Annotated in this window: 10 protein-coding genes; 7 read left to right on the plus strand and 3 right to left on the minus strand. The window is 69.5% G+C overall.

Features of this window, described 5'->3' with window-relative positions:
* Positions 1-159 precede the first annotated feature (159 nt).
* From ACWCHM_RS05505 to ACWCHM_RS05520, 4 genes are all read left to right on the plus strand, one after another.
* Positions 160-3,597 (plus strand): DEAD/DEAH box helicase family protein, encoded by a 3,438-nt coding sequence (locus ACWCHM_RS05505; RefSeq protein ID WP_454221643.1) that lies wholly within the window; start codon positions 160-162, stop codon positions 3,595-3,597.
* Positions 3,594-5,048: a restriction endonuclease subunit S gene (locus tag ACWCHM_RS05510; protein WP_454221644.1), complete on the plus strand. Its 1,455-nt coding sequence runs from the start codon at positions 3,594-3,596 to the stop codon at positions 5,046-5,048. Before ACWCHM_RS05505 ends, ACWCHM_RS05510 begins: the two co-directional genes overlap by 4 nt.
* Positions 5,049-5,053: 5 nt before the next feature.
* A complete protein-coding gene (locus ACWCHM_RS05515; protein ID WP_454221645.1) occupies positions 5,054-6,544 on the plus strand; it encodes a type I restriction-modification system subunit M in 1,491 nt (496 codons plus the stop codon).
* A 187-nt stretch (positions 6,545-6,731) separates the two neighbouring features.
* A complete protein-coding gene (locus tag ACWCHM_RS05520; RefSeq protein WP_421487811.1) occupies positions 6,732-7,067 on the plus strand; it encodes a DUF6204 family protein in 336 nt (111 codons plus the stop codon).
* 262 nt (positions 7,068-7,329) lie between these two features.
* Here ACWCHM_RS05520 and ACWCHM_RS05525 read toward each other — a convergent pair whose 3' ends face one another.
* A complete protein-coding gene (locus tag ACWCHM_RS05525; RefSeq protein WP_454221646.1) occupies positions 7,330-7,545 on the minus strand; it encodes a helix-turn-helix transcriptional regulator in 216 nt (71 codons plus the stop codon).
* Positions 7,546-7,627: 82 nt separating this feature from the next.
* On the opposite strand from ACWCHM_RS05525, the gene ACWCHM_RS05530 reads away from it, so the two are divergent.
* Both ACWCHM_RS05530 and ACWCHM_RS05535 read left to right on the plus strand, forming a co-directional pair.
* The gene (locus ACWCHM_RS05530) at positions 7,628-7,819 is read left to right on the plus strand and encodes a hypothetical protein (RefSeq protein ID WP_454221647.1); all 192 of its coding nucleotides are present in this window, start codon (positions 7,628-7,630) and stop codon (positions 7,817-7,819) included.
* On the plus strand, positions 7,816-8,151 hold the full coding sequence (locus tag ACWCHM_RS05535) for a hypothetical protein (RefSeq protein ID WP_454221648.1): 336 nt from the start codon (positions 7,816-7,818) through the stop codon (positions 8,149-8,151). Before ACWCHM_RS05530 ends, ACWCHM_RS05535 begins: the two co-directional genes overlap by 4 nt.
* Here the strand turns inward: ACWCHM_RS05535 and ACWCHM_RS05540 are convergent, their stop codons facing one another.
* Complete coding sequence (locus ACWCHM_RS05540) at positions 8,152-10,794, minus strand: hypothetical protein (protein WP_454221649.1); 2,643 nt, start codon at positions 10,792-10,794, stop codon at positions 8,152-8,154.
* A 187-nt stretch (positions 10,795-10,981) separates the two neighbouring features.
* On the opposite strand from ACWCHM_RS05540, the gene ACWCHM_RS05545 reads away from it, so the two are divergent.
* Positions 10,982-12,478, plus strand: coding sequence for a DUF3237 family protein (locus tag ACWCHM_RS05545; protein WP_454221650.1), 1,497 nt, complete (start codon positions 10,982-10,984; stop codon positions 12,476-12,478).
* A 91-nt stretch (positions 12,479-12,569) separates the two neighbouring features.
* Here ACWCHM_RS05545 and ACWCHM_RS05550 read toward each other — a convergent pair whose 3' ends face one another.
* Entirely contained in the window at positions 12,570-13,520 is a 951-nt protein-coding gene (locus ACWCHM_RS05550) for an FAD-dependent oxidoreductase (RefSeq protein WP_454221651.1), read from the minus strand.
* Positions 13,521-13,540 lie beyond the last annotated feature (20 nt).

The raw sequence follows: 13,540 nt of genomic DNA on the forward strand, positions 1-13,540 counted from the left end.
ACGCTTCCCGAGCGCTGTCGGGTTTCCGATAGCTTGCGGGATACCGAAGATGTACGCCCGTTCATATCCTGACGTGTTCACCGTCGCTTATGGACGTGGAGAGTCGTGGATCCTCGACAGGTACGCCGTTTGGCGGAGCAGTCTGCCAACTTCGGGTTCTTGAAGAACCATCCCCTGCTGGTCTGGTACGGCGCAGGGGCCGAGCTGCTCGTCTACGTCGATGCCCAGTCGGCGATGTTCAAGGCTCGCGCGTTCGGCGACGTGCTCGCCCGGGAACTGGTCCGCCGTACCGACGCCACACCGCACGGCAAGAGCTTCTTCCACCAGGTGGAGGTGCTGTATGCCAACGGCGCACTCACCGCCAAGGTCTACGCCGCGTTCGACCGGCTGCGGGACACCGGCAACCAGGCCGTCCACGATCACCTGGGTGAGGTGCGGGAAGCCCTCGAACTGCTGCGTACCTGCTTCGAGTTGGGGCTCTGGTTCCACCGGGCGGTGACCGACGACCGGGCGCCGATCGGGTTCGTGCCACCCACCCCGCCGCAACGGCAGGTGTCGGCCGCTCTGGTGAGCGGCCTCCAGGCCGAGATCGAGCGCTACAAGCAGGAGCTTGCCGAGACGAAGTTGCTGCTGGACGGTCAGCCGTCACTGGCCCTCGCCCAGGCGGCGGCCACGGTCGCCGCCGAGCAGGCGGTGCGCGACGCCGACGCCCGACGGCCGCAGGCCGCCGCGCTGCTCGCCAGCCTGGAACCGGCCGCCGAGGCGGCGCAGCAGGCATTTGACAGCGCCAAGCCGGTGAAGGTGTCGGCGGCCAAGCGGGAGGAGTTCATCGCCCGCGCCCGCCGGGCCTCGCACGAGCCGTTGAACGAGGTGCAGACCCGGGTCGAGATCGACCGCCAGCTCACCGCCGCCGGTTGGCAGGTCCAGGACCAGGACCAACTCAACCTGTACGAGGGCGTCGGCGTCGCGGTGCGCGAGGTGACCCTGGCGACGGGCCGGGCCGACTACCTGCTCTACGTCAACCAGCGGCTGGTCGGGGTGATCGAGGCCAAGCGGGAGGGCACCGCCCCGCGCGGGGTGGAGGCGCAGCTCGACCGCTATCTCAACGGGTTGACCGCCGAGCAGCGGCTCAGCGCCTGGCGGCGGGAGGCGGCGCTGCCGTTCGGGTACGTCGCCACCGGCACCGAAACCGCGTTCGTCAACCAGCTCGACCCCTTTCCGCGTACCCGGGAGGTGTTCGCGTTCCATCGGCCGGAGACGCTCGCCCGGTGGATGCGGGAGGCCGACGACGAGCCGGCCGCGCCGACGCTGCGCGCCCGGCTGCGCCGGATGCCGGCGCTGGACCGGCTGGGCCTGCGCCCGGCGCAGATCGACGCGGTCGAGGGCCTGGAACGCTCGCTGGCCGACGCCCGGCCCCGGGCGTTGATCCAGATGGCCACCGGGGCGGGCAAGACGTTCACGGCGGTCACCGCCAGCTACCGGCTGCTCAAGCACGCCCGCGCCCGCCGCATCCTGTTCCTGGTCGACCGGAACAACCTCGGCAAGCAGACCCTGCGGGAGTACGCCGGCTACCAGACCCCCGACGACGGGCGGAAGTTCACCGAGCTGTACACGGTGGACCGGCTCTCCGGCGGCGGCCTGCTCGACTCGTCGACCGTGGTGATCTCCACGATCCAGCGCCTGTACGGGGCGTTGCGCGGCGACGAGCTGCCCGACGTCGACCTGGACGACCAGGCGTACGACAGCTACGACCTGGACTCCCCGGTCGAGGTGGCGTACCAGCCGCAGCTGCCGCCGGAGACGTTCGACCTGATCGTGGTGGACGAGTGCCACCGCTCGATCTACGGCAAGTGGCGGGCGGTGATCGAGTACTTCGACGCCTTCGTGGTGGGGCTGACCGCGACCCCGGTGAAGCAGACCCTCGGCTTCTTCCGGCAGAACCTGGTGTCGGAGTACACCTACGAGCAGGCGGTCGCCGACGGGGTGAACGTCAACTTCGACGTCTACCGGATCAGGACCGAGATCACCGAGGGCGGGCAGAAGATCGAGGCCGGCACCGTCGTGCCGCTGCGCGACCGGCGGACCCGGGCCGAGCGTTACCAGGAGTTGGAGGACGACTTCACGTACGCGGGCCGCCAGGTCGGCCGGTCGGTGATCTCGAAAGGGCAGTTGCGGCTGGTGCTGGAGACCTTCCGCGACCGGCTGTTCACCGAGATCTTCCCCGGCCGTTCCACGGTGCCCAAGACGCTGATCTTCGCGCGTGACGACAACCACGCCGAGGAGATCGTCACCATGGTCCGGGAGGTGTTCGGGCGCGGCAACCAGTTCGCCAGGAAGATCACCTATTCCTCCCGGCGGGACGGCGACAACCCCGACACCCTCATCCAGGCGTTCCGCAACAGCCCGGAGATGCGGGTCGCGGTCACCGTCGACATGATCGCCACCGGCACCGACGTACGGCCGCTGGAGTGTGTGTTCTTCCTCAGGCCGGTGCGCAGCGCCACCTACTTCGAGCAGATGAAGGGGCGTGGGGCGCGCACCATCGACCCGGCCGACTTCCAGTCCGTCACGCCTGACGCGAGGGTGAAGGACCGGTTCGTCATCGTCGACGCGGTGGGGGTGACCGAGGCCGACCTGGACGAGGCGGTGCCGCTGCAACGGCACAGCGAGCAGCAGATCTCGCTGCGTGACCTGCTACGCAAGGCCGGCGCGTTGACCGCCGACGCCAACGAGGTGGCCACCCTCGCGTCCCGGCTGTCCCGCCTCGACCGGCAGCTCACCGACGACGAACGCGCCGAGCTGGCCGACCTGGCCGGGCAGCCGCTCACCGGCATCGTCAGGGGCCTGGTCGACGCGGTCGCCCCCGAACAGCTCAACCCGGCGACCCTGGCCGGGCCGGACGCCGTCCGTGACCTGCTGGCCGGTGCGCTGCGCCCGCTGGCCGCGAACCCGCAGCTGCGCGCCCGCATCCTGGAGATCCGCCACACCCACGACGTCACCATCGACGAGGTCAACGCCGACACCCTGCTGTCGGCGGCCGGGGTGCCCGCCGCCGAACGCGCCCAGGTGACCGTGCGGAGCTGGCACGACTACCTCGAACAGCACCGCGACGAGATCACCGCGTTGCAGGTGTTCTACGAGGGCAAGGGCCGGATCAGCTACGACCAGCTCAAGGAGCTGGCGGCCCGGATCGCCAGGCCCCCGCAGGCGTGGACCCCGGATTCGCTGTGGCAGGCGTACGTGCAGCTCGGCCGGACCGTCGAGCAGGCCGGACCGCGCGGGGTGACCGACCTGGTCGCCCTGATCCGCTACGAACTGGGCCACGACCAGGAACTTCGTCCATTTCGTACGACCACAGAGGAGCGCTTCCGTGGGTGGCTGCTGCGGCAACAGCAGGCGGGCGCTACCTTCACTGCCGATCAGGTGTGGTGGCTGGAGAGGATCAAGGACGTGATAGCGGTCAGCGTGGAGATCACCCCCGACGACCTGGAAGGGGCACCCTTCACCGAACGCGGCGGCATCGACGGGTACGCGGGCGCCTTCGGCAACCGCGCCGAACCCCTCCTCACCGAACTCAACCAGGAGCTGTCCGCGTGACCGACCTGCCACCGGGTTGGACTGTCGCGCCTCTGGGCGAGCTTGTCGACGTGCTCGACAGTCAGCGAGTCCCGGTCAGTGCCAAGGAACGCGCGGAACGGCCTGGATCGGTGCCCTATTATGGTGCGGCAGGACAGGTCGGGTTCATCGATGCTGCCATCTTCGATGAAGATCTGGTGCTGCTCGGTGAAGACGGTGTGCAGTTCTTCGATCCCTACAAAGACAAGGCTTACCGGATTGCTGGTCCGGCCTGGGTCAACAACCATGCCCATGTGCTGCGTCCGAGGGGGATGCTGGAAATCGGCTACCTCCACCACTATTTGAATTCCTTCGACTATCGTGGGTTCGCTAATGGAACGACCCGCCTCAAGTTGACGCAAGCGGCAATGAATCGAATTCCGGTTAGCTTGCCGCCAATCGACGAGCAGCGCCGAATAGTCGAGGCGATCGAGCAGGCATTGTCGCGATTGGCGTTCATCCGCTCGATGTTGTCCAAAGTTGCTCTGAGGATTGATCGATTTCGCGATGATGTCCTCAATCGAGCCGTCCTTGGAGAGATCTCGGCCTCGATCTCTGCCACGTATACTGCAAACTGCTTCTCTGAGTTGGCTGGCAAAAATGGGCAGAAAATCGATTATCGTGGACTGCCCAAGTTGCCCCCAAGTTGGAAGTGGAGGGTAGCGCGAGAAGCATGCAGTGCGATATTCTCGGGCAGTACGCCTGCTGCTGCGCTTATGTCTGCCGGGGCCGGTGATATTCCGTTCTTAAAGGTGTACAACCTTGCTGGCAAAGGATCGGTCGACTTCTCGGTGCGGCCGACCTTCGTGAATCGATCCACCCATGAGGGATTGTTGAGGCGGTCACGGGTTGTGCCCGGAGATGTGCTGACCAACATAGTCGGTCCCCCGCTGGGCAAAACTGCTGTAGTGCCGTCCCGGTATGAAGAGTGGAATATCAACCAGGCTATCGTTTCCTTTAGGGCTGGTTGTGATATGCAACCAGCCTGGTTGGCGCTTGTGCTGCAAGCTCCGATTGTTCTAAATCTCTTGAAAGGAACGGCGAAGGCAACTGCCGGTCAGTTTAACGTCGCGTTGTCGACCTGCCGAGAACTCCCTTTGCCTGTGCCGCCGATCGTTGCTCAGAAAAAAATAACAGATGTTGTGGAGCTTATCCTCGATCAAGTTAAGGTGACAGCCGATCTGGTGGCGCGGACTGAGAAGCGTGTTGAATCCTTGCGTACCTCGTTGTTGTGTGAGGCGTTTGCGGGGCGGCTTGTGCCGCAGGACCCGAACGACGAGCCGGCCGCCGAGCTGCTCGCCCGGATCAGGGCAGAGCGCTCGGCCACCATCCCGAAGCAGCGGACGCGCTCCCGGCGTACCCCGAAGGAGTTGGCGGCACCGCCGACCAGGGTGACCGGCGACGACTACCAGCAGGAGACCTTGCCACTGTGAGCACTGTGGATTCGCGCCGTCTGGTGCAGAAGCTCTGGAACTACTGTGACGTGCTACGCGACGACGGCGTGTCGACCATCGACTACGTGGAGCAGTTGACCTATCTGCTGTTCCTCAAGATGGCCGACGAGCGGGCCAGGCGGACGTTCCGGCCGGAGCAGATCGTGCCCGACGAGCTGAGCTGGCAGACCCTGCTGGACGCCGAGGGTGACGACCTGGAGGTGCAGTACCGGCACATCCTCACCGGGCTGGCCCGGGAGGGCGGCACCCTCGGCACCATCTTCCGCAAGGCGCAGAACAAGATCCAGGACCCGGCGAAGCTCAAGCGGCTGATCGTCGACCTGATCGACAAGCAGGAGTGGTCGGGCACCGGGGTCGACGTCAAGGGCGACGCCTACGAGGAGTTGCTGGCCAAGGGCGCGGAGGACGCGAAATCCGGCGCGGGGCAGTACTTCACGCCGCGTGCGTTGACCGTCGCGATGGTCGACTGCATGCTGCCCACCGCCGACGACACGATCACCGACCCGGCCTGCGGCACCGGCGGTTTCCTGCTCGCCGCCTATGACCACATCCAGCGCCACCACGGCAGCACCCTCACCCCCGACCAGCGGCGACGGCTCGCGGGCGGTGCGATCACCGGCACCGAGCTGGTCGACGGCACCGCCCGGCTGGCGGCGATGAACATGCTGCTGCACGGCATCGGCACCCCGAACGGCCCGTCGCTGATCGCCGTGCGCGACGCCCTCAGTCGGGAGCCTGACCGGCGGGTCAGCCTGGTGCTCGCCAACCCGCCGTTCGGGCGCAGCTCGTCGATCCGGATGGTGGGGGAGGACGGCCGGTCCTCCCGCGAGGAACGCGAGATCGAACGCAACGACTTTTGGGCCACCACCGCCAACAAGCAGCTCAACTTCGTCCAGCACATCGCCGCACTGTTGGAGATCGACGGCCGGGCGGCCGTCGTCCTGCCCGACAACGTGCTGTTCGAGGGCGGCGCGGGGGAGACCATCCGCCGCCGGCTGCTCAAGCAGTACGACCTGCACACCATGCTGCGCCTGCCCACCGGCATCTTCTACGCCGGTGGCGTCAAGGCCAACGTGCTGTTCTTCGAGCGCAAGCGCGCCCGCGAGGAACCCTGGACCCAAAACCTCTGGGTGTACGACTTCCGCACCAACCAGCACTTCACGCTCAAGCAGAACCCGCTGCGCCGGGAACACCTCCAGGACTTCGTCGACTGCTACCTGCCCGGCAAGGACCGCGCCGAGCGGGTGGAGACCGAACGTTTCCGCCCCTTCCCGTACGACGAGTTGATCGCCCGCGACAAGGTGAACCTGGACATCACCTGGCTCAAGGACGCCTCCCTGGAGGACGCCGACGCGCTGCTGCCACCCGAGGTGATCGCCCAGGAGATCGTCGAGGACCTCCAGGCGGCCCTACGCGAGTTCGCCGCCATCGCCGAAGCCCTCGGCGCGACCGGCTCCCGGGTCGACACCGACTGAGCAGTGGAGGCACACCGCTGGGGAAAAGCGCAGGCGTGCCGGCGGCCATCCCGGTAGGGTCGCCAGCGCGTGCCGTACCGACCGGTCGGGTGGCGGGGCGTCCCGTGACCTGCCCGGCTTCTTTCCGGTTGCCGCCAGCCCGCCGTTTCGATGTCGTCGTGCTCAGCCGGAGTCGGAGGTCCCCACCATGGCCGAAAAGACCTATCAGGTCATCGTTCGCGGCAGGTTCGCGCCGCTCGGTGACGTGCAGCGTGCCGCGCTGCTCGCCAGGGCGGACGAGCACGATGTGTTCCAGGCGAAGTTCACCGAAGAGGGCACCGTGACCTATGAGCGTTCCCTGCTCGGGTTCACCTTCCGCTGCCTGGTCCCGGCCACCCGGGAGGAGGCGGAAGCGGTGGTGATCGGTAGGGCGGAAGCGCTGGCCGCCACCGCCGTCGCGGAACTCGGTGCCGGCCACCGGGACCTCACGTCGGTCTCCACCGACCTCGACGACATCAAGATCCGCCACCGCGCACGGTCATAACGGCCGGCCAGCCCTCAACGGCGTCGCCACGCGGCGAGCTGCTGTCTCCTTCGTGGAGAGTTGTTGTCGCCCTGGGCGCAACAAGTCTCCACAAACCTGGGCCGGTTGTCGGTTTGGGCTCCGGCGACCCACCCAGGAGCAGATTGCCGACCGCCGGGGGTGGCAGAGGTGCGCGTCCCGCACTCCCGCTACGTCGCCGCGATCGTGGTGCGCAGGTCTGTGGACCGGTTCGGGGCTGGCGGCGCTCCAGCAGGGCGGTCGCCTACTCCGGGGTGTCGTCCTCGGTGGGGCGCGGCGGCCGGTGCTTCGTGATCCACTCTTCGACGTCCACGGTCAGCCACACCTTCATGCCGCGTAGCTCCTGGTAGGGGCGCGGGAAGGTGGGATGCCGGGTGAGCTGCTGGAACCGCTGCCGCGAGACACCCATCCGCTGGGCGATCTCGTAGGGACCCATCAGGCTCCCAGGGCCACGATCCATGACCCGAACGTATGGTGGTAGCTTCTAGGCAACAGGATATTGCCGGTTGACTAACCGGCTGACTGACGGGCATCGTGTTCGTATGCGACGAACCGTGTCATATCAGGATTATCTGCTCGCTACGGCGTTGACGTTGGCGCGGCGGCACCGGCCGGCGTGGTCGTGGCGGCGGTGGCGGTTCGTCTGCCGCTGCGGCAGCGAGATGCCCTGCCGCTACCGGCACCGCATCCCGATCAACCAGCGGCACTGGCCGAGCGAGGACGGGCCGCGATGATCGAGCTACGGGCCGGGGTGCTGGTGCAGGTGACGCGGAAGGCGAGCCCGCAGTTCGTCAGGCCGATCCTGTTCCGCCTGATCCGGGTCCGCACCGAGTGGATCACGTACGACGGGTGGGCCTGGCTCGACGGCTACCAGATCGACGCCAGGGGTGACGCGGTGGCCCGCCGCTCGATCTACGTCCAACCCGCCGGACTCCTGCCACCTGAACCAGCGCCGACCCGCCAGTCCGTCCCCGCCTCCCGCGCCGCTACCTCCCGGAGCGCTCCTCCGACCCGACCGGACGCCCGCGCCATCCTGGGTGACAAGGCTGTCGACGAGCTTCCGTGATCATCCCTCCGTATCGGGGAGAGGTTGGTTCACATCGGTTCCGGCAGCCGCACGGTACAACTCGTCAAGGGTGCGTCTGGCTGCCTGACGGCGTTCCTCGAACGCCGCCGGTTCCGCAGCCGCAAGCTCGTCGAAGTAGCGGACACCTTCGGTGGTCAAGGCAATGACCTCGTCGGTCACGGTGCCAGCCATGAGTCCGACGTATCCGACGTTCAGCAGCGATGTTGCGAGGTCGGGGAGGTGGGTGTCGCGGTTGGTGGTGGTGAGTTCTTGGTAGAGGTTGACGGCTTCGTGGCTGGTGGTGAGTGCGTCGGTGTGTCGTCCGGCCTGGGCGAGTCGGACCGCGTGGTTGTTGAGTGACGCGGCGAGGTTGGGGAGGTGGGTGTCGCGGTTGGTGGTGGTGAGTTCTTGGTAGAGGTTGACGGCTTCGTGGCTGGTGGTGAGTGCGTCGGTGTGTCGTCCGGCCTGGGCGAGTCGGAGCGCGTGGTTGTTGAGTGACGCGGCGAGGTCAGGGAGGTGGGCGTCGCGGTTGGTGGTGGTGAGTTCTTGGTAGAGGTTGACGGCTTCGTGGCTGGTGGTGAGTGCGTCGGTGTGTCGTCCGGCCTGGGCGAGTTGGAGCGCGTGGTTGTTGAGTGACATGGCGAGGTCGGGGAGGTGGGCGTCGCGGTTGGTGGTGGTGAGTTCTTGGTAGAGGTTGACGGCTTCGTGGCTGGTGGTGAGTGCGTCGGTGTGTCGTCCGGCTTCGGCGAGTCGGAGCGCGTGGTTGTTGAGCGATGAGGCGAGGTTGGGGAGGTGGGTGTCGCGGTTGGTGGTGGTGAGTTCTTGGTAGAGGTTGACGGCTTCGTGGCTGGTGGTGAGTGCGTCGGTGTGTCGTCCGGCCTGGGCGAGTCGGACCGCGTGGTTGATGAGTGACATGGCGAGGTGGGGAAGGTGGGCGTCGCGGTCGGTGGTGGTGAGTTCGCGTCGGAGGTTGACGACTTCGTGGCTGGTGGTGAGAGCTTCGATTCGTCGCCCGATTTCGGCCAGGCGGATGGAGTGCGCGCTCATCCAGCGGGCCTGAACGTCGGGCGGGGTGTCCGGGGTAAGACCAGCGACGATGCGGCTCGTCAGCGCCAGTGCCAGCCGCCCCAACTCCATCGACGGATACGGCACGAGGCGCGCGACCCGCCGTGCCCACCCGAGATCGATCTCCGCGTCCGCCAGCAGCCGCACCGCCCCCGGCGTGAACACCCCCGGGAACTGCACCCCGACCTGGATCACCGCCTCGACCATCCGGGGCACGTCCGCCGCCAACGCCACCTCGATCAGCGCCGCCGCGTCGGCCTGGTGCGTCCTCGCCCGGCCGAGCATCGTCAACGCGCGTATCGCCTGCGCCACCGTCAGGCCAGTGAACACCCGCCTCCGGTCGGCCGCCGGGTAGTCCCGCAGCACCCGCACCGCAAGCGCCTCCGCCAGCAGGTCGGGCTGCACCACGCCGAGCCCGGTGCCGTCGGCGGCCGGATACAGGTCGGCCAGCCACGCCGCGTACCGGTCCACCCGCTCCGGCTCGGCGGCCACCAGCGCGGGGACCCGCCGGACCAGGCCGGCGACCTCGTCCGGGCCGTCCGCGCCGAGCAGCGCCGCCACCCCGACCACCTGCCGCAAGAGTGCGTCCGACGCCGGGTCGTCGGCGGTCAGCAGGCCCGCCCGCCGGGCCGCGAACCGCCAGTAGCGGGCCTCGTGCCCCAACACCTCGGTCAGCACGTCGTACCGGCCGTGCCGGGGTTTCCCGTCCAGGACGGTCAGCAGCGCCTCGGCGTGCAGGCGCAGCACCGGCGTGTCCGCCGGGCGGTTCCGCGCCTCGACCGCCGGCACCGGTCGCCCGAGGTGGGTGGCGAAGTCCCGCGCCGCGAGGGCGACGATCTCGTCGGGTTCGCTCTCCTCGATCCGGGCCGGCAGCTCCACCACCTGCGACGGGCCGGTCACCGCGTCGAGCAACTGCGCCTGCTGCGGGTACGCCGCCGACAGCGTCTCCCACCACAGCCCGGCACCCCGGGCGATGAGCAGCACCCGTACCCCGGTGGCCCGCTGCGCCGCGCAGACCAGCGCCGCCACCCCGGCCCGGTCCCGCGTCTCGGCGTAGTCGACCACCACGAGCAACCGCGACGGTACGCCGCCCGAGGCGATGAGGGTGGCCGTCTGCTCCTCGGCCCCGGCGTGGATCCACTCGCACCGCCAACCGGGCAACCGGCCGGCGAACTCCCGGGCCAGCCGGGTCTTGCCCACCCCACCCGCGCCGGTCAGCAGCCGTACTGCCACCGCGTCGGGGTCGGCCGCCCAGGACTCCAACTGGCGCAGCACCCAGCCGCGACCGAGGAAGTCGACCACCTCCCGGCTCGGGTGCAGCAGCCAGGCCACCGACGCGGGCAACTCGGCCGACGTCACGCCGCGCAGCGCGTCCTCGCCGCGCCGCCGGGCCTCCCGCTGCGCCGCCAGCCGGTCGGCCACCGTCGGCCCGAAGCCCCCGACCACCCCGGCGGCGGCAGCGGAGACGACGGTCCATCCGGTCTTGTCGTCGGCGACGGCCGCCCACGCGCCGAACCCGGCGACCACGCCCGGGATGCCCACCCACCACGCATGCCGACGCCAGGCACCCCGGTCCATGCGCGACACCCTACCGAGGGTCACCAACAGGACACGAAACGATCTTCACGAGGGTCGGGGTCGGTCCGCTGCCAGGTTGATACCTGGAATCGAGAAGCATCGATTGACAGAAGTTTGTCCGATCGGGACACTCGATGAAACATAACCGTGCGTGCAAGGCGTGGCGCTGCCGCTCCGGGAGGACCAGATGAGGCTCGTACACCGGCGGCCCCTGCTCGCGGGAGCGCTTGCCGCCGCCACCCTGGCCGGCGTCGTCGGCGTCGCCAGTTCGGCCTCTGCCGCCACCGGCTGCCGGGTGACCTACACCGTCACCAGCCAGTGGAGTGGCGGCTTCGGGGCCAACGTCGCGGTCACCAACCTCGGCGACCCGATCAACGGCTGGCAGCTCACCTGGTCGTTCACCGCCGGTCAGCAGATCACCCAGTACTGGAACGGCACCGCCAGCCAGAACGGCGGCCGGGTCACCGTCGGCAACACCACCTGGAACGCCGCGCTCGGCACCGGGGCGAGCACCTCGTTCGGGTTCAACGGCTCGTGGAACAACGTCAGCAACCCGGCACCGACCGACTTCGCGCTCAACGGCACCCCCTGCACCGGCAGCACCACCCCCACGACACCGACCACACCCACCCCGGGCACCCCGCCCCCCACCACGCCGCCGCCCACCCCGACCACCCCACCGCCGACCACACCGGCACCCACCACCCCACCGCCACCCACCCCGAGCACCACCCCGAGCGGCGCGGAGGCGACCATCGTGCCCGACCCGTCCTGGACCTGCGGCCGGTCCACCGGCCTCGTGCCGCCGACCCGTGGCCGGCTGGTGTTCCGGGCCACCGCCCAACTCGGCGCGATCCGCGACGTCGGCGTCACCCAGTACGGCCACCGCCGCATCCTCGACATCCGGGGCGGCACCATCACCGGCGACCGGATCAACGGCACCATCCTCACCGGCGGCCTCGACCTCGAACTCACCCTCGGCACCGGCGCGACCGAACTGGAACAGGTCGCCATCCTGCGCACCTCCGACGGCACCCCGATCTACCTGCGCAGCTGCGGTGTCGCCCCGGCCGGCGACGCTACCGTGCGGATCGTGCCCGACTTCGAGGCCCCGAACTCCAGCCCGTACGCCTGGTTGAACACCGGCAGCTACGTCGGCACCCGGACCGTCGACACCGCGACCAACACGCTGAACCTGGCCGTCTACGACGTCGCCGGGGTGTCCCCGGCCGACCCGCGCGTGCAACTGCGTGACCCGGCCGGGACGGCCAACCAGCCGTGGGACTGCCTGACCGGCAGCGGCACCCGGGGCGCGGCGGTCTTCACCGAAACCGTCACCCTCGGGGCCAGCGTCTCGGTCGGGGCCAGCAAGCGCGGCACCCGCAACATCATCCCCATCACCGGCGGCACCGTGACCGGCCGGGTGACCGGGACCGTCCTGCCCGGCGGGGCGGACTACCAGCTCATCGGCGCGACCAGCACGCTCGACGCCCGCTATGTGCTGTCCACCAACGACCGGGAACTGATCCTGGTCCGCAACTGCGGGGCGTTCGGCCGGCTGGTGCCGACGTTCGAGGCCCGCGCCGCCGGCCCGTACGCCTTCCTCAACGCCAACACCTGGCTGAGTTCCGACCCGGGTTCCGCCCCGGGCGGCGTGAGCATCACCTTCTACGAACGCCGGTGACGTGGGGGAGGGGGCCCGCCCTCCGCCCGGCGTCCGGCCCCGCCCCACGGTCCCGATGCGGCGGGGCCGGGTCGCGTCCGGCCCCGGCCGGTCAGCCGGACAGCGCCAACCAGGCCACCTCGTCGGCGCAGCCCCAGGACAGGGTCACCCCGGCGCCCCCGTGGCCGTACGCGTGCACCAGCCGCTGCCCCGGGGCCGGCCCGGCCTGCACCGCCACCCGCGGCCCGCCGTGCCGGGCCGGCCGCAACCCGACCCGCACCCCGAGGACGGGGGCGTCGGCCAACTCCGGCACCAGCGCCACACATCGGGCCCGGATCGCCGCCGCGGTGTCCGGATCGGGCCCGGTGTCCCGGGCGTCCGGCTCGGAGGTGCCGCCGAGCACCACGTCATGCCGGCGCGGATGCACGTAGGTGATGCCTGCCGGATTCTCCTCGTCGCGCACCGAGGTGGTCAGGCCCGGGTTCGCCACCAGCACCAGCCGCCCGCGTACCGGGTGCACCGCCGGGTCGTCGGCGAGCCGGCCGGCGGCCAGACCGGTGGCGTTGACCACCGTGGGGGCCAGCGCGAAGCCGTCGTCGAGCCGCTCCAGCCGGCCGGCCACGACCCGCCCGCCGGCCGCCGTGAACCGGTCGACCAGCCAGTCCAGGTACGGCGACATCTCCACCGTCGGCGCGGTGAACCGCAACTCGGTCGCGTACGGCCCGGAGCCGGGGTGGGCGGCCAGGTCACCGACCGCCGCCGCCCACCACGGCGGGCCGTGCCACGGGCGGCGCAGCAGCATCCGGGTCGGCCGGGCCACCACCCCGGGCACTCCCGCGTCGGCCTGCCGGCCCAGTTCCGCGTACGTCCCGGTGGCCCAGCGCAGCACCCGGGGGTCCGCGTCGGTGTGGCTGGGGTACCAGACGGCGGCGGCGACCGCCGACACCGTGTCCCCGGGCGGGTCGGCGGTCAGCAGCGTCACCCGTACGCCGTGCTCCCGTAGCCGCACCGCCGCCGTCAACCCGATGATCCCGCCCCCCACCACCAATACGTCCATGCCCATCGTCGACCTCCCGTCGGTGC

This window comes from Micromonospora sp. SCSIO 07396 (assembly GCF_053667945.1).